Raw genomic sequence first — 16602 nt, forward strand, 5'->3', positions numbered from 1 at the left:
TGGACGGGAGCCGGGCCAGGGACTAAGCCATCAGCGAAATCGGGCGGGCCAACCGCCGAACCGGAAAGACCGCAACTTCTTATGTCCACCCGTATCGACGACCGATTTGCCGCCCTCGCCGCCGAGGGGCGCGCCGCTCTCGTGACTTTCGTCATGGCCGGCGATCCCGATCCGGCGACCTCGCTCGCCCTCGTCAAGGCCCTGCCCGCCGCCGGCGCCGACGTCATCGAAGTCGGCATGCCCTTCACCGATCCCATGGCCGACGGCCCCGCCATTCAGGCCGCGGGCCTGAGGGCGCTCAAGGCGGGCATGACCTTGAAGAAAACCCTGAAGCTCGTCGCCGATTTCCGCGCGGGCGACGACAAAACGCCCATCGTCCTGATGGGCTATTACAACCCGATTTACGTCTATGGCGTGCCGCGTTTCCTCGTCGACGCGCGGGCGGCGGGCGTGGACGGGCTGATCGTCGTCGATCTGCCGCCCGAGGAAGACCAGGAGCTTTGTATCCCGGCGCGTGACGCGGGGCTGAATTTCATTCGCCTCGCCACCCCCACGACCGACGACAAGCGGCTGCCCAAGGTGCTCGAAAACACCTCCGGCTTCGTCTATTATGTCTCGTTGACCGGCATCACCGGCGCGGCGCTTGCCGATTATGCGGGCGTGAGCGCCGCGGTGCGGCGGATCAAAGGCCATACCGATCTGCCCATCGCCGTCGGCTTCGGCGTGAAGAACGCTGAAAACGCCGCGGAAATCGCCCGCAACGCCGATGGCGTCGTGGTCGGCTCGGCGCTGGTCGAGGCGTTGAAGGCGTCGCTCGGCCCCGACAACAGGGCGACCGACAAGAGCGTCGAGGCGGTGATCGCGCTTGTGTCGAGCATTGCGGGCGGCGTGCGCGGCGCACAGAGAAGCCCCGCCCCCGCGAAGAACGGCGGCGCACTTTCCTGGCTCACGAGGCTTTGGGCATGAACTGGTATTCCAACGTCGTTCCGCCGAAGATCAAGGCGCTGATCAAGCGCGAAGCCCCGGAAAACCTCTGGGTCAAATGCCCCGAGAGCGGCCAGCTCGTCTTTCACAAGGACATCGAGGCCAATCTCTATGTCGTGCCGGGTTCGGGCTATCACATGCGCTGCCCCGTGGACGTGCGGCTCGCGACGCTCTTCGACAATGGCGAACTCGAGTTGCTGCCGACGCCCGAGACGCCGCTCGACCCGCTCAAATTTCGCGACATCAAGCGCTATGTCGACAAGCTGAAGGAATATCGCGCAAAGACCGGCGCCCAGGACGCCGTGACTCTCGCCACGGGCAAGCTCGACGGCTCGCAGGTCACCGTCGCCGTGCAGGACTTCGACTTTCTCGGCGGCTCGCTCGGAATGGCCGCGGGCGAAGCGATCGTCGCCGGCGCGGAACATGCGCTCTCGCGGCGCACCCCCTTCATCATCTTCACCGCCTCCGGCGGCGCGCGCATGCAGGAAGGCATGTTCTCGCTGATGCAGATGCCGCGCACGACGATCGCGGTGCAGCGGCTGCGCGATGCGCGCCTGCCGTATATCGTCGTGCTCACCAATCCGACGACGGGCGGCGTCACCGCCTCCTACGCCATGCTCGGCGACGTGCAGATCGCCGAGCCCGGCGCCATCATCGGCTTCGCCGGCGCGCGCGTCATCGAGCAGACGATCCGCGAGAAACTGCCCGAAGGCTTCCAGCGCGCGGAGTATTTGCGCGATCACGGCATGGTCGACATGGTGGTGCCGCGCCAGGAGATGCGCGAGACGCTCGCGCGCCTGTGCGGCCTCTTCACCAAGGCGCCGCCGCGCCGCGCCGCCTGACGCGAGGCGCGGCCGCCATGGATCAGCATGACGCGATCCTGTCGCGACTGCTCACGCTCCATCCCAAGAAAATCGATCTGTCGCTCGGGCGCACCGAGCGGCTGCTCGCGGCGCTCGGCCGTCCCGATCTCAGCCTGCCGCCGACGATTCATGTCGCGGGCACCAATGGCAAGGGCTCGACCATCGCCTTTCTGCGCGCCATTCTGGAGGCCGCCGGCCAGCGCGTGCATGTCTATACCTCGCCGCATCTCATTCGCTTCAACGAGCGCATTCGGCTGGGCGCGGAAGGCGGCGGCAAGCTCGTCGACGACGCGCGGCTCAAGGCCGTTCTGGAGCGCTGCGAAGAAGCCAATGGCGGCCAGCCGATCACCTTTTTCGAGGTGACGACGGCCGCCGCCTTCGCGCTCTTCGCCGAGACGCCCGCCGACTGGCTGCTGCTCGAAACGGGACTGGGCGGCCGCTACGACGCGACGAACGTCATCCGCGCTCCGAAAGCCACGATCGTCACCTCCGTGTCGCTCGACCACATGGAGTTCCTCGGCGATACGGTGGAGAAGATCGCCTATGAGAAGGCCGGCATTTTCAAGCCGGGCGCTCCTGCGATCATCGGCTTTCAGCACGAGGGCGCCGAGCGCGTGCTGGAGCGCGAGGCCCGCCGCGTCGGCGCGCCGCTTTTTGTCGCAGGGCAGGATTTCCATGTCCGTGAGGAGAATGGACGGCTGGTCTTCGAGGACGAGCGCGGCCTTCTCGACTTGCCGCTGCCGCGTCTCGCCGGCCGCCACCAGCATCTAAACGCCGCCGGCGCGCTCGCCGCGCTGCGGACGGTCGCGCCGGATCTCCCCTTGATCGCCATGGAGCAGGGGCTCGCCCGCGCCGAATGGCCGGCGCGCCTGCAACGCCTGCTGCGCGGACCCGTCGTCGATCTCGCGCCGCCGGGCGCCGAAGTCTGGCTCGACGGCGGCCACAATGAGGACGGCGGCCGCGTGCTGGCCGAAGCCATGGCCGAATTCCACGACCGCGCGCCGCGCCCGCTGGCGCTGATCTGCGGCGCCCAGACGACCAAGGACGTCGGCGCCCTGCTACGGCATTTTGCCGGGCTCGCGCGCGAAGTCGTGGCCGTGCCGGTCGAAGGCGAGCACAAGAGCTGGCCGCCCGAGGAGGTCGCCGCCATGGCCAGGGCCGAGGGCATCCCAGCCGCGGCCGCCGCCCCGAACGTCGAGGAAGCTTTGCGGATTCTGGCGTCGCGCCGGTTCGACCAACCGCCGCGCGTGCTCATCGCCGGGTCCCTCTATCTCGCGGCGGCGGTGCTCGCGGCCAATGGGTCGCAGATCGAGTAGCCCTCGCATTCACAGAACCGGCCGGACCGTATATGGAGGCTCAGCGCCGGGGGCGCTCGCTTCTCCCTCGTTTCGACAGCGCGCAAAGGATTGGAGTCCGGATAAATGACCCTGATGTTGGCCAGCGTTCTGTCGCGCGAGGAAGCGGAGATCGCCCTCGCCCACGGCGCCGACATCATCGACTGCAAGGATCCGGCGCGCGGCGCGCTCGGCGCGCTGCCGCTGGCGCAGGTCGCGGATATTGTCGCCGCCGTGGACGGCCGCCGGCCGGTGAGCGCCGTGGTCGATCTGCCCCATGACGTCGCGCACGCCCGCCGCGCCTTCGAGGAGGCGGCCGACGCCGGCGTCGACTATGTCAAATTCGCCCTGCCGCTCACGCCTGACGCCGGCGAGATCGTCGCCGCCCTGTCGCCGCTCGCCCAGCGGCTCAAGATTGTCGCCGTTCTGTTCGCCGATCTCGGCCCCGACTTCGCGTCTCTGCCCGATCTGGCGGCGGCGGGCTTCCACGGCGCCATGCTCGACACCGCCCACAAGGGCAAGGGACGGCTCATCGACATGATGGCGGTCGGGGCGCTCTCGGAGTTCACCGGGCTGTGCCGCGAGCTCAATCTCTCGGCCGGCCTCGCGGGCGCCCTGGAGCCGCCCGACGTGCCGCGGCTTCTCGTCACCGGCCCGGATGTTCTGGGATTTCGCGGCGCCCTGTGCGCCCATGGCGACCGCCGCGCCGGCATCGACGCCGGCGCCACCCGGCTCATCCGCGACCTGATCCCGACGCGGCGCGACAAGATCGACACGCTCGCCGCCGAATGGGCGCTGATCGCGCGGGGCTATATCGAGCCGCCGGGCCTCAACGAGACCGACTGCGTGTTTCTGCACGACTATGTCGTGCCGATGGAAGTCGGCGCCTATGCGCATGAATATGGCCATACGCAGCGGGTGCGCTTCAACGTCGACGCCGAAGTCGCCCGGGTCGACGTCACGGACGACATGCGCGCGGTCTTCTCCTATGACGTCATCATGGACGCGATCAAAGTGATCCTCGCCGGAGGCCATATCGCCATGGTCGAGACCATCGCCGAGCGCCTGGCCGAAAGCGTTCTGCTGCACGAGCGCGTGCGTTCGGTGACGGTGCAGGTGGAAAAGCTCGACGTGGCGCCCGGCGCCGTCGGCGTGAAAATCCGTCGTGAGCGTCATCCCGACGCCCGCCGCGTCAAGCCGAACTGACGCCATGGCGCGAGAGGCCCCCGAGGGCGCGCGGCCCCTCCTCGTCGCCAAGATCGGCGGCAGCCTCCACGCCTCGCCCAATCTCGCGCGCTGGATCGCCGCGCTGCGACGCTGGCCGCATCGGCTGACGATCGTTTCAGGCGGCGGCCCCTTCGCCGACGCCGTGCGCGCCGCGCAGCCCCGGCTGGGCTTCGACGAGAAGACGGCCCACGCCATGGCCGTGCTCGCCATGGAGCAATATGCGCTCGCGCTGTCGCAACTTTACAACCTCGATCTCGCCGCGACGCTCGAGGACATCGACGCCGCCCATGCGCAGGGCCGGCCGGCGCTCTGGCGCGCATCGGCCATGGTTTGCGCTGCGTCGGATATCACGCCGGGCTGGGACGTCACCTCCGACAGTCTCGCCGCCTGGCTCGCGCGCCGCAGCGGCGCGTCGGCCTTGCTGATGATCAAGAGCGTGGACGTCGGCGCCGATTCTGCTTTGGCGAGCCTCGTCTCGGCCGGCGTTGTCGATCCGGCCTTTCCAGCCTATGTCGACGGTACGCCCGTCGTCGTCGCCGGCCCCGGCGCGCTCGCCTCAGCGGGCGCGCTACTGGCTGGCGGCGCCCTGCCCGGCGCGCCTGTCCAACTCAAGAAGATTGCTTCATGACAAAAAAGAACGTCGTCACGCCGCGCTGGGGATGGGCGCTCACCGGCTCAGGCCATTTTTTTACCGAATGTCTGGAAATGATCCGCTCGCTCGACCATTGCGACCTTTTCGTCAGCAAGGCGGCGGCGGAAGTCGTGCGCATGTACAAGCACGACCTCAATCTCCCCGATACGATCCGCATCTTCAAGGACACGACCGCGAGCGCCGCCCCGGTCGGCGGCTTCTATTACAACGTCTATCACACGCTGGTGGTCGCCCCGGCGACGTCGAACACGGTCGCCAAGGCCGTTGTCGGCATTTCCGACAATCTGGCGACCAATGTCTTCGCCCAGGCCGGCAAATGCCGCGTGCCAACCATCGTCTTCGCTTGCGACACCGCGCCGGAGCTCGAGACCCGCGCCCCCAAGGGCATGGTGATGGTCTATCCGCGCAGAATCGACCTCGAAAACACCGACAAGCTCAAATCCTTCGAGGCCACGCAAGTCGTCGAGAGCCTCGCGGCGCTGCAGGAGGCCGTCGAGCGGCGCAAGCGCGAACTGGCGGAGCAAGGGTGAGCCGGCAACTCCCCTGCCACCCTTGCTTGCGCTTGTCGCGGGCGTTTACGGCCGCAAGACTATGGACGTCGTGACGTAGATGGCCAAGCCGGCCATGGCGCGGGATAGACTCGCCATGCGCCCGCCGCGATTGACTGGGCTTCCCGCCGTCCCCTAGAGGGGTGGGCCGGCCACGCGCCGACACTTAAGTTACGTCGGCCGGACCCCTTCAAGAAAGCCCGAGCATGAGCGAGCGCCTGCTGTTTCTCACCGGCCACCTGGCCTATCCGCGCCTGGAGCGGATGGTGGCGGGCTTTGGCGAGGCGGCGCGCGAGTGGCGTATTCACGACATTGGCGTGAAGGTCGCGGCGCTGATGACGCAGGACATCATCCTGCGCCGCCTGCCCCGCCCCGTCGCGGCCGATCGGGTCATTGTCCCCGGCCGCTGCCGCGCCGATCTCGACGTTCTTTCGGACGAATTCGGCGTGCGATTCGAGCGCGGGCCAGAGGAGATCGCCGATCTCCCCGGCTATCTGGGACGCGGCGGCGTCCCGCCGGACCTCTCGCGCTACGACATGCGCATTTTCGCGGAGATCGTCGACGCCTCCAAGATGAGCGTCGCCGAGGTCGTGGGGAAGGCCCGCGAGTTGGCGCGCGCCGGCGCCGACGTCATCGATCTCGGCTGCCTGCCGGACACGCCTTTCGACCATATGGAAGAGACGATCGCCGCGCTGAAGGCGGAAGCGCTGAAAGTCTCAGTGGACTCGGCCAATATTGCGGAGCTCGAGCGCGCCGTGGCCGCGGGCGCCGATCATCTCTTGAGCCTCGACGAAGAGACGCTCGCGATCCTGCCCGACAATTCGCCTCTCGTTCCGGTGCTGGTGCCGCGCCCGCATGGCGATCTCGATTCCCTGCAACGGGCCGCGCGGATCGCGCGTGCGCGGGGCATCGACTTCATTCTCGACCCCATTCTGGACCCCATCCACTTCGGCTTTGCGGCCTCGATCGCGCGCTATGTCGAGCTGCGCGCGCGCGAGCCCGAGGCCGAGATCATGATGGGCACCGGCAATCTCACGGAACTGACCGACGCCGACACCGCGGGAATTACCGCGGCGATGCTCGGCGTCTGCTCGGAGCTTCATATCCGCCACCTGCTCACCGTGCAGGTCAGCCCGCATACGCGGCGCACGCTGCAGGAGCACGACGCGGCGCGCCGTCTGATGTATGCCTCCCGCGCCGACCGCGCTTTGCCGAAAGGCTACAGCGACGCGCTGCTGCAGGTGCACGACAAGCGCCCCTATGCCTCGACGCCGGCCGAGATCGCCGAGTTGGCGCGCGAACTGCGCGATTCGAATTTCCGCATCGAGACGACGCAGGACGGCGTGCATATATTCGCCAAACAGTTCCACGCGGTCGAAAAGGACGCCATGGCGCTGTTTCCGCATCTCAATGTCGAGCACGACGGCGCGCACGCCTTTTATCTCGGCGCGGAGCTGATGAAGGCGGAACTCGCCTTCAAGCTCGGCAAGCGCTACCGCCAGGACGAACCGCTCGACTTCGGCGTCGCCATGGACATCAACGAAGAAGAAGCGACCCGCTTTAAGGAAGCAGGACACACGCTGCGCAAGGCGGGCGAGGGAAAAGGAAATGCCTCTGATTCATGAATGCGTCGTCACGACGCTGTCGCCGGAGGGGCGCCCGCATGTGGCGCCGCTCGGCCTAATCGAGGAAGGTGAATATTGGATCGCCGCGCCTTTCAGGCCCTCGACAACGCTTTTCAATCTCGAGCACGGGAAGAAGTTCACGGCGAGCTTCACGGATGACGCGCGCGTCTTCGCGGGGCTTGTGACCGGAACACGCAGCTTTCCGCTCACCGACATCGAAGGCTGGCCGGCCCCGCGCCTGTCCTGCGCGCTCGCTCACGCCGAACTCGAAATCGCCCGCGTCGAAGACGACGAGATTCGCCCGCGCTTCTTCTGCCGTGTGAAGCACACCGAGTCGCACCGCCCCTACCTCGGCATGAACCGCGCCCGCGCCGCGGTGCTGGAAGCCGCCATTCTCGCGACGCGCCTCGGGCGGCTGCCGCGCGAAAAAATCGACAGCGAAATCGCCTATCTCAGGATCGCGATCGACAAGACGGCCGGAGACGCCGAGCGTGAAGCGTGGGACACGGTGATGGAAAAAATCGCGGCCCATCTGAATGAAGCGGCGAGCTGAAGGCTAATTACTTGGCGCTCAGATCCTCCGGTCTGGGTTCGCGCAGCCAGATTCGATACTCGGGCTTGAGCCAGTTGAAGAGTTTCTCGCCATAGACGCGATCGGGCCAGCAAAGGCGCGTCTCGACTTCGAGCGGCGCGCTTTTCGGCCCGCCGGCGAAGAGCCAGGACGGGAAGGAATCGATGGCGGCGATATAGGTCGGCAGATAGCGATCGTGATTGTGCTTGCGATAGACCGTGAGCAGGTTGCAATCGCTAATGGAGAAGCGCGGCGTCGTCAGCGTGTCGTAGAGTTCGAGCGCGGGCGACATGGCGCCGATGAGGAAAACGAGCGCGCCCGCGGCGAGCGGCGCCCATGCGCGCGCGAAAAAGAAATCGATCAGCAACGCGTCGAAGCCAAAGGCCAGCAGCGCCCGCGGAGCGATCGAGACCCTTTGCGTGGCGTCGTTCATGTAGCCGAGATTGAACAGCGGAGAGATCAGCAGAAGAAGGGCGGAGATGGCCAGGAGCGGCCGAAACCAGACGTCGAGCCTTTTCCAGAATACGAAAGCAAGGGCGAGCTGCGTCAGGCCGAAGATCAGCAGCAGAACATATTCGTCGGCAAATCCGCTTTCGAAGATCTGGAGGCGATGTGGCACGCCTTCTGCGCCAGCCCCAAGATAGGCGAGAAGAGGGAGAAACCCGAGAGCGGACATACAGGCGAAGGCGAAGCGCGGCCGCGTGATCTCCTGAGGCGAGAGCAGCGCCAGCGGGACAAATATTGCGGCGGCGCCCATCAAGGCGAGCGGGGACCAGAGCAGGAGCGGCAAACTCGCGGCGGAAAGGGCGGCAAGATCGATTTCACGCCGCAGGTAGAGCACAGCGAGCGCAGCAAACCACCAGCCTGGCAGCGCGTGTGGCGGGCACCAGAACACTTGCGAGAGATTGGGCGGAAAATAGCCGATCTCGACCCAGAAGGCGGGGACGCGCAAGAGCGACGCCCCTCCCGTTTTGATCAGAACCGGGATGCTGTCCAGCCCGCTGAAAAAGACGAACAGAAAAATGAACGCCAGCCTGCCGCGGGGCCAGACGAGCGTGATGGCGTAGAAGAAGGCGGCAAGCAGGAACGTCGTCTGCCCGACGAGCGTGAAATGCGCCGCCTGAAGGCCGGCGATCCTGCCGACAGCGGCAGGGAGGAGATACATTCCGAGCGGCGCGCGGAGAATGAAGTCGCCGCCCTCGTGACGATAGAACGCCGGCATCGCGCGGCTCACGAGATCGGCAAGCACGGCGTCGCGACCGAGCCAGTCATCTTTCGAAAAAAAGAGATGGCCCTCGCCGCCCAGCACCGCCAAAGACAGACCGACGCCCGCGCAGACTGCGAGCCATCTCCACTCGACCGGCCGCTCCAGCGCCTCGCCGAAGCGCCCCGCCAGGAAGACGCAATTCGCACAGACGACGCCCGCGAGCGCCAGAAGCGCGGGCAGGAGAGAGAAGCTCGGCGCGAGCAGCGCAGAGCCTGCCGAGGTGACCGCCATCGCCGCCGCGACGATATGCCAGTTCTTCAAAACGCCCCCCAAAGGAGGACGAAGCTAATCCTGAGCCATTAATAATCCAAGAGCGCGAGCGACACGGCTGGCGCGCAGTTGGCGGCCAATGAGGCCAGGTCGTCGGGCGCCTCGACGAAGCCGGCGAAATCCCGGTAGGCATGGCCTTGCGACGTCGCAAGCCGCGCGGCGAGATCGCGCCCCACGCCGGCGCCCACGAACAACATCTCGCCTGAAATGGCTTCCCGCGACGCCAATAAGGCGATCTGGTCCTCGATCGCCCGCAGTTGGGCGCGGGCGAGATGATCGGCCAAGGCCCGAATTTGCGCCGCCGACAAATCGCCGTCGTCGCGGCCCACGAGCCGCGCCAGCCGGGCGCTCGACGCCGCGGCCGTCTTGCCTCGCCCATCCGCCGTTGGCGACAGATCGGCGACGCTCTGCCCTTCGGGCAGATCGCCGAGCACGCGCCGAACGTCCGCCATCGATGCAAAAGCCTCGTTGACGAGCGGCGTCCAGCGCCCGTCGACGGGCGCCCGCGTCGCATAGGCTTGGGGCGCGCCGCGCGAGAAGCCGGCGTAGGCCAATTCGCCATGAACAAGCCGCTCCGCGTCGGTCTCGCCCCGCGCCGCAATGACGCCGTTCCGAATCGGAACGAGATCCGTCGTTGTGGAGCCGATGTCGATGAAAAGCGCGTCGTCGCAATGGCGCGCCACGAGTTCGGCGCTTGCGCGCCAATTCGCCGAGGCGATCGAACGGGCGGCGCCGCCGACGTCGGCGCGCGACACGAAGCCTCGCGCCCCGGCGTAAAACATAATGTCTGCGTTCCCGATCTCGCGCGCAATGACAGCTGCGACAGAGACGACCCCGCGCCCCCGGTCCTCGAAAGCGTCCGAGAGCTCCGCCGTCATGGTGACGCGATGGCGCGCGGCGGGGCCAAGCTCGACGAGCGTCTCGCGGATCGGCGCTTCGAGATGGGCGAGGCCCAGATGCGGCGCGCAGGCGCGCTGGGCGACGGCGACGAGCCGCCCGTTTTCGGCGCGCGCCGCCTTGACATGCGCGCCGCCAATGTCCCAGCCGATGGTCGCGGTCACTTGCGCATTTCTCGAGCTCTCCTGAGCTAACGACATCTAGACGGTGCAAAAGAAAAAGGGGAGCCGCAAGGGCTCCCCTTCAAAACCGAGCTGGAGCCCGAAATCAATTCGGGGCGAAGGGGTGCTTGGCTTCGTTGCGCTTGGCGACGACTTCCGAGGCCTTCGGCTCGCCGCGGACGGCGCGGGCGATGGCTTCCTTCGTGGCCTGATAGTTGTAGTCCTGAATCTTCTTGTCGTCGTTGGCGTCCCAATGGATGAACACGCCGACCGAGATGAACAGGTCGTCGGCTTCCGAAACCGGGATCACGCCCTCGGCGACCGAGTCGGCGACCGCCTTGGCGACGCCGTGCTGCGCCGGGCCGAACATCTGGACGGCCTGCTTGGCGCCCTTGATGGTGACCTTGTTGAAGAGAATCGTGTTCGGCTTGCAGAGCAGGTTCGGCGCGACGACCGCGAGAAGCGTCGTGAAGCCGTCCTTGTTGTTGACGAGCGCGTTCGCGAAGGCGAGCTCAGCGGCCGAACCGCGCGGACCCATGATGAGGTCGATGTGAGCGACTTCGTTGCCCTCGCCGACGAGCGACTCGCCGACCAGCATCTTGTTGATCAAAGCCATGTGCGTTTCCTTTCAAAGAAACCTGACGACCCGCCCCGCGGCAGGCGTTTTGTGAATAAACCGTGCGCAATGCCGCGCCGGCCTTGAGAAGCGCCGCAGTTTCTCCGCGGCGCGCACTCAACCAGTTTCACGCACCCGCGCCAAGCCTGGCCGCAGGCGCGCCAGAATTAGACGAGTTGACGCGCCAGCGCGAAGGCGTGGCGGAAATCGAGGCACAGCGGCTTGTCCGAGGTGACCATCTGCTTGAACAGGCCGGACTCGGCGCCGTATTTGACATTGCCGATGGCAAGCGCGCCGATGCCGAGAGCGCCATGCTCGGAAATGACGACGCCATTGTCGTGCAGGCCGCAGCCCTCGACGCCCAGCGGCGGCACGGCGTTGACGTCGGCGGCGATGAGCAGATCCTTGGCGGCCGCCAGGTCTTCCTTCGACAGAACCTGAACGCCGGCGCGGGCGGCGCAGAGCGCTATCTCGTGCTTCAGCAAAAGCTCGCGCACCATCTCATGGCTGCTGCCGTCGGCCGGCGTCACCTTGATGTTGAAGCGCTTGTTCATCTCGTCGGCCTGCTTGGCGACGCGGTCGAGGCCGCTGTAGCCGACGATCGTGACGGCGGCGCCTTCCAGCGCCGCGATCACCGCCGAGGAGTAGCCGACCACGCCGGTCGCGCCATAGATGACGATCTTGGAGCCCTTGAGCTCGCGGCCCTTCTTTTCACGCAGGACCTTTTCGGTGCAGGCGACCATCGCGCCGGCGGTGGTGAAGGAGCCGTAGGGGTCGGCGAAGAGCGACACTTCGAAGGGCTTCAGCAGCGCCTTCTGCGCCGCCTCGAGCATGTCGAGGGCGAGCACGGCGTCGCGACCGGCGAAGAAAATGCCCGTCTTCAGGGCGGCCGAGGGCGCGCGGGAGAACATGGCGTCCTGCACCAGCGCAGTCACTTCGTCGAGCGTGACGTTCGTATAGGGAATCGCGGCGTCATAGCCGGCGTCCAGGGCCATGTTCACGTCGAACGGGCTCATATGCTTCAATGTGCTGAGCATATGGAGAATTGCTTTGGCCATAGGAATTTCCCCAACCTTTGTCTTTTCGCGCTCGACGCCCCGGGCAATTGGCGGGGCTCGGCGGGAGGACAGGCTCCGGCTCTGTCGATTTTCGATGATTCCGGGCGGCTGAACGGCGCAGGCGCGCCTGGACCCGTCCGGAGCGACGAGGAGGCTTAGAGCCCAGAACGCGGCCAATGTCTAGAGGCGATTGCGCCGCAGCCGCCGCTTTCCCCGGCCCTGCGACGGCTTTAGCCTTCCGGCCGGTTGACGCTCGCCGGGCTTTGCTCTTATAAGGCTCGCGAACAGGGCTCGGCGCTGGGGCGGCGAGCCTTTTTCCGTCGTTTCCACCCATCCGTCGCGGCGTGCGGGCTTTAGCCCTCCCGACGTATGGAAGCGCTACACTGGTTTGAAAGGAAGTTCCATGTCCCGGCGTTGCGAGCTGACCGGCAAGGGCGTGCAGACGGGCAATCTCGTCAGCCACTCCAATCGCAAGACGCGCACGCGTTTCCTGCCCAATCTCGTCAATGTGACGCTGGCCTCCGACGCGCTCGCGCGCTCGGTGCGCCTGCGCATTTCGGCCGCGGCGCTGCGCTCGGTCGAGCATCGCGGCGGCCTCGACGCCTTTCTGGCGAAGGCCCACGACGAGGAGCTGTCGCAGGGCGCCCGCGCGCTCAAGCGCGAGATCGAGAAGAAGCAGGCCGGCGCGACCGCCTGATTGTCGTCGATCGTCCTGATCAGACATGGCCCCGTCGCCGTCAAGGCGTCGGGGCTTTTGTCGTTTCAGGCCTTCGCGGCTTTCATCTCGGCCTATGAGGAGGCGGGGATCGAGGCCTGCGCCCGCCCGCCCGCGCAGCTGATTCCGATCCTGCGGAGGGTGTCGAGAATCTACGCCAGCGATGCGCGGCGCGTGACCGAGACGCTCTCTCGGCTGGGCGTCACCGCCGACGTCGTCGACGCCTCCTACCGCGAGGCGCCGCCCAGAGCGCCGCGCCTGCCCGGCCAATGGCCGGAGATCGTCTGGCTCGCCCTCGCCCGGGCGCGCGGCGCTTTCGACCCGGCCTTGGCGCCGGCGCGCGCCGATCTGCGCCGCCGCGTGCGCATATGCTGCGATGAGCTTCGGGAGGCGGCGCTCCAGGGCGACGTGGCGCTCATCGGTCACGGCTGGTTCAACCGCGCCGTCGCGAAAGATCTCGCGGCGGAAGGCTGGCGCCAGACCGGCCCCGGCTTCAGGCGGCCCTGGGGTCATCTCGCTTTGTCCCCGCCCCCGGCGAAACCTGACGCTCGGCCGTGGAGCGCGCCTGTTCATCGGCGCGCCGCTCCTTAGCTATCCGCATGGGCGGACGCGAGGACCGTACGATGGCGCATTTCATGTTCAGCACGGGGATCGAAAACAGCTGCCCGACGATCCATCACGGCCGCACGCGAATCGACGAGATGGAGCTTTGCGGGCACTACCGGCGCTGGCGCGAGGACTTCGACCTCGTGCAGGATCTCGGCGTCAAGACGCTGCGCTATGGCCTGCCCTTGTGCATGACGTGGCTCGGCCCGGACCGCTATGACTGGGAATTCGCCGATCTGGCGTTCGGCGATCTCGAGCGGCGCGGCGTCATCCCCATCGCCGATCTTTGTCACTTCGGCGTGCCGGACTTCATCGGCGATTTCCAAAATCCCGATTTCCCCCGCCTCTTCGCGCGCTACGCCCACGCCTTCGCCAAGCGCTTCCCCGCCGTGCAACTCTATACGCCGATCAACGAGATGTTCGTTTGCGCGACCTTCTCGGCCGCCTATGGGTGGTGGAACGAGCAGATGACGACGGATCGGGCCTTCGTGACGGCGCTCAAGCATATTGTGAAAGCCAATGTGCAGGCGATGCACACGATCCTCGCGGCGCGGCCCGACGCGATCTTCGTGCAAAGCGAGTCGACGGAATATTTCCACGCCGAGAATCCAGCCGCGATCGCGCCGTCCGAAGACTTCAACGAGCGCAGATTCCTGTCGCTCGATCTCAACTACGGCCGCGCCGTAAATTCCCAGATGTTCGTCTTCCTCATGGATAACGGTATGACGCGGCAGGAGTATAATTTCTTCATGCAGCGGCACCTGAAGAGCCATTGCATCATGGGCAATGACTATTACGGCGCCAATGAGCACAACGTCGCCGCCGACGGGACCATGACGTCGTCCGGCGAAATTTTCGGCTACAACGAAATCACCCGGCAATATTACGATCGCTACCGCCTGCCGGTGATGCATACGGAAACCAACACATGCGAAGGCCCGCGCGGCGACGAGGCGGTGCGCTGGCTGCGCAAGGAATGGGCGAATGTGCTGCGCGTCAGAAACAGCGGCGTGCCCATCGTCGGCTTCACCTGGTATTCGCTCACCGATCAGATCGACTGGGACATCGCCCTGCGCGAAGCGCGCGGCAAAGTCTGTCCGCTGGGACTCTACGATCTCGACCGCAAGCCGCGCGCCGTCGGCCTCGCCTATAAGCAGTTGATTCAGGACTGGCGGGAGGTGCTGCCGGCGCAGAGCATCTGTCTCACCGTGCCGCTGGCGCCCTATGGACTCGTGCGGAGCCGATCCCCCGCGCAGCAGCAGGAGATGGAAAAGGCGCAGCCTCATTAAAGTCCCCTGCTCCGGTTGTCGGCCGCGGAGCGGGTCTCAACCTAATTGGCGCGCTCAACTCAAGAAGGGGGCGGCGGATGCCAGGGACTTCGAACGGCGAACCTCCCGTCATTGTCGTCACGGGCGCCTCGGCCGGCGTTGGCCGCGCCGTCGCCGTCGCATTCGCCCGTCGCGGCTGTCGCGTGGCTCTGCTCGCGCGCAGCCCCGAAGGATTGGACGGCGCCGCCCGCGATGTCGCGACGGCGGGCGGCCAAGCCTTTGCGCTCGTCACCGACGTCGCCAAGGCCGATGAGGTCTTCGGCGCGGCCGAAGACGTCGTCGCCCGGTGGGGCCGCATACATGTCTGGGTGAACGACGCGATGGAGACGGTCGTCGGGCCAGTCGACGTGATCACGCCGCAGGAATTCAGGCGCGTGACCGAAGTAACCTATCTCGGGGCCGTGCACGGGACGTTGGCCGCGCTGCGCCACATGCGCGGGCGCGACGAGGGCCATATCGTCCAGATTGGCTCGGCGCTTTCCTATCGCGCCATTCCGCTGCAATCGGCCTATTGCGCGGCAAAGTTCGCCATGCGCGGCTTTACAGACGCGCTACGCGCGGAACTTCTGCACGACAAGAGTCGCATTCGTCTGACGATGGTTCAGCTCCCCGGCGTGAACACGCCGCAGTTCGACTGGTCGCATATGCATTTTGCGCATCGGCACCAGCCGATCGGGACTGTCTATGAGCCGGAATCTGTCGCCGAGGCGGTTGTCGGCGCCGTCGAGGCGCGACGCGCGCCCCGTGAACTCTGGCTCGGCGCGCCCACCGTGCAGTCCATCCTCGGGCAGATCGTCGCGCCCGGCTTGCTGGATCGTTATCTGGCGCGCAACGCCTATGAAAATCAGCTGTCGAACGACCCCGTGCGCCCCGGCGATCCGGACGAACTCCTTGGCCCCGACGATAGCGATCATGGCGCGCGGGGACGCTTCACGCGCCGCGCGAAGGACAGCCTTCTTGCGGTCGACCCGGCCTATTTGCGCGGCGGCGGCGTTCTGGCGGCGCTGGGTCTGCTCGCGGGGGCGTTTCTGTGGGGACGCGCGTCGCGTCAATCCGTGAAAAAGCCGCGGGCGGCTCTGCCCGTACGCGGCAGTCAGCATTCCTGAAAACGAAAAGCGACGCTGTAGCGCCGCAAACTAAGTCGGGGAGCCATGCGCGCGGCCGAGACGGCTCTCGAGTCGAAATCGGACGCCACCAGAACGCCTCTGACCTCGACCGACCCTTCCTCGGCGCTCACATCTCCCATGTAGCTGAGGATCTGGCCGATCGCGTCTCGGCCAGCCGTTCCGGCCTTCAGTTCTATGACAACGAGCCTGCCGGCCGCATCGCGCGCCGTGATGTCAATTCTTCCGGAATCAACGCTACGCTCGATGCCCTCGTCAACAATTGTCAGGCCGGCTTCAAGCTGTTCGATCGCTTTTCGAAGCGACGCCTGCAGGTCGCGCTCGAGGCCAAAGCGCTGGCTTGGCTCCGGCCCTACAGCGTCCGCGGCAGACTCTTCCCCGCCTGCTCGCGCCTTTGGAAGCGATGCTTCGTCCCGAAAGCGCTGATAGAGAACGATCGCGTTGCGATATGACGCAAGATTGCTATAGGCGTCGCCCTCAAAAGCTATCTTCGTTGGATTTGGCTTTCCCCGGCGTCTGTCGTCGGCGGAATATTTCAAATCGCTTATCACTGAGGCGAGACGGTCCTTGGTGTAATGGTCGTCGAGATCTCCGTAATTTTTCTCGACCCGACCCACGCGATGGAGCTGCGCGGATATCGTCGCCCTGTCGTATTTCTGATTCTCCAGCCACTGCTTGTAGTCAGGCTGCATTGTCCCTCGCAACCGTCTCTGAAAACGAATGACCCAGAGACGTGAGCGCCTCTGGGTCATCTAT

17 protein-coding genes are annotated in these 16602 nt (G+C 66.1%); 12 read left to right on the forward strand and 5 right to left on the reverse strand.

Annotation, left to right across the window (positions count from 1 at the left end):
- Positions 1 to 81 precede the first annotated feature (81 nt).
- The 8 genes from trpA (at position 82) to ACETII_RS02805 (ending at position 7786) form a co-directional block, all read left to right on the forward strand.
- On the forward strand, positions 82 to 966 hold the full coding sequence (trpA, locus tag ACETII_RS02770; protein WP_363349506.1) for a tryptophan synthase subunit alpha: 885 nt from the start codon (positions 82 to 84) through the stop codon (positions 964 to 966).
- On the forward strand, positions 963 to 1826 hold the full coding sequence (gene accD, locus ACETII_RS02775) for an acetyl-CoA carboxylase, carboxyltransferase subunit beta (RefSeq protein WP_363349507.1): 864 nt from the start codon (positions 963 to 965) through the stop codon (positions 1824 to 1826). The genes trpA and accD overlap by 4 nt, the downstream gene beginning before the upstream one ends.
- 17 nt (positions 1827 to 1843) lie before the next feature.
- Positions 1844 to 3163, forward strand: a complete 1320-nt coding sequence (locus ACETII_RS02780) for a bifunctional folylpolyglutamate synthase/dihydrofolate synthase (RefSeq protein WP_363349508.1) — start codon at positions 1844 to 1846, stop codon at positions 3161 to 3163.
- A gap of 105 nt (positions 3164 to 3268) precedes the next feature.
- Entirely contained in the window at positions 3269 to 4387 is a 1119-nt protein-coding gene (locus tag ACETII_RS02785; protein ID WP_472787016.1) for a (5-formylfuran-3-yl)methyl phosphate synthase, read from the forward strand.
- Between the two features lie 4 nt (positions 4388 to 4391).
- Complete coding sequence (locus ACETII_RS02790; RefSeq protein ID WP_472787017.1) at positions 4392 to 5036, forward strand: amino acid kinase family protein; 645 nt, start codon at positions 4392 to 4394, stop codon at positions 5034 to 5036.
- Positions 5033 to 5590: a flavoprotein gene (locus ACETII_RS02795; RefSeq protein ID WP_363349511.1), complete on the forward strand. Its 558-nt coding sequence runs from the start codon at positions 5033 to 5035 to the stop codon at positions 5588 to 5590. The genes ACETII_RS02790 and ACETII_RS02795 overlap by 4 nt, the downstream gene beginning before the upstream one ends.
- A gap of 224 nt (positions 5591 to 5814) precedes the next feature.
- Positions 5815 to 7233, forward strand: coding sequence for a DUF6513 domain-containing protein (locus ACETII_RS02800; RefSeq protein WP_472787018.1), 1419 nt, complete (start codon positions 5815 to 5817; stop codon positions 7231 to 7233).
- Complete coding sequence (locus ACETII_RS02805) at positions 7217 to 7786, forward strand: DUF447 domain-containing protein (RefSeq protein WP_472787019.1); 570 nt, start codon at positions 7217 to 7219, stop codon at positions 7784 to 7786. Before ACETII_RS02800 ends, ACETII_RS02805 begins: the two co-directional genes overlap by 17 nt.
- A 7-nt stretch (positions 7787 to 7793) precedes the next feature.
- On the opposite strand, the gene ACETII_RS02810 is transcribed toward ACETII_RS02805, so the two are convergent.
- The 4 genes from ACETII_RS02810 to ACETII_RS02825 all read right to left on the reverse strand — a co-directional run bounded on the left by ACETII_RS02810 (position 7794) and on the right by ACETII_RS02825 (position 12073).
- Complete coding sequence (locus ACETII_RS02810; protein WP_472787020.1) at positions 7794 to 9332, reverse strand: hypothetical protein; 1539 nt, start codon at positions 9330 to 9332, stop codon at positions 7794 to 7796.
- 38 nt (positions 9333 to 9370) lie between these two features.
- The gene (locus tag ACETII_RS02815) at positions 9371 to 10402 is read right to left on the reverse strand and encodes a hydantoinase/oxoprolinase family protein (RefSeq protein ID WP_472787021.1); all 1032 of its coding nucleotides are present in this window, start codon (positions 10400 to 10402) and stop codon (positions 9371 to 9373) included.
- Between the two features lie 103 nt (positions 10403 to 10505).
- Positions 10506 to 11015 carry a formaldehyde-activating enzyme gene (gene fae / locus ACETII_RS02820; protein WP_341104053.1) on the reverse strand — a complete coding sequence of 170 codons (510 nt, stop codon included), beginning with the start codon at positions 11013 to 11015 and terminating at the stop codon, positions 10506 to 10508.
- A 167-nt stretch (positions 11016 to 11182) separates the two neighbouring features.
- On the reverse strand, positions 11183 to 12073 hold the full coding sequence (locus ACETII_RS02825; RefSeq protein WP_363349516.1) for an NAD(P)-dependent methylenetetrahydromethanopterin dehydrogenase: 891 nt from the start codon (positions 12071 to 12073) through the stop codon (positions 11183 to 11185).
- Between the two features lie 403 nt (positions 12074 to 12476).
- Here ACETII_RS02825 and rpmB point away from each other — a divergent pair, with 403 nt between their 5' ends.
- The 4 genes from rpmB to ACETII_RS02845 all read left to right on the forward strand — a co-directional run bounded on the left by rpmB (position 12477) and on the right by ACETII_RS02845 (position 15828).
- Positions 12477 to 12770 (forward strand): 50S ribosomal protein L28, encoded by a 294-nt coding sequence (rpmB, locus tag ACETII_RS02830; RefSeq protein ID WP_472787022.1) that lies wholly within the window; start codon positions 12477 to 12479, stop codon positions 12768 to 12770.
- Positions 12771 to 13379, forward strand: coding sequence for a histidine phosphatase family protein (locus tag ACETII_RS02835; protein WP_472787023.1), 609 nt, complete (start codon positions 12771 to 12773; stop codon positions 13377 to 13379).
- A 32-nt stretch (positions 13380 to 13411) separates the two neighbouring features.
- Entirely contained in the window at positions 13412 to 14683 is a 1272-nt protein-coding gene (locus ACETII_RS02840; protein ID WP_472787024.1) for a family 1 glycosylhydrolase, read from the forward strand.
- A 77-nt stretch (positions 14684 to 14760) separates the two neighbouring features.
- Complete coding sequence (locus tag ACETII_RS02845) at positions 14761 to 15828, forward strand: SDR family oxidoreductase (protein ID WP_472787025.1); 1068 nt, start codon at positions 14761 to 14763, stop codon at positions 15826 to 15828.
- On the opposite strand, the gene ACETII_RS02850 is transcribed toward ACETII_RS02845, so the two are convergent.
- On the reverse strand, positions 15816 to 16538 hold the full coding sequence (locus ACETII_RS02850; protein WP_472787026.1) for an endonuclease NucS domain-containing protein: 723 nt from the start codon (positions 16536 to 16538) through the stop codon (positions 15816 to 15818). The two genes, ACETII_RS02845 and ACETII_RS02850, sit on opposite strands and share 13 nt — an antisense overlap.
- Positions 16539 to 16602 lie beyond the last annotated feature (64 nt).

The sequence above is a fragment of the Methylocystis sp. NC52PC genome (assembly GCF_055698645.1).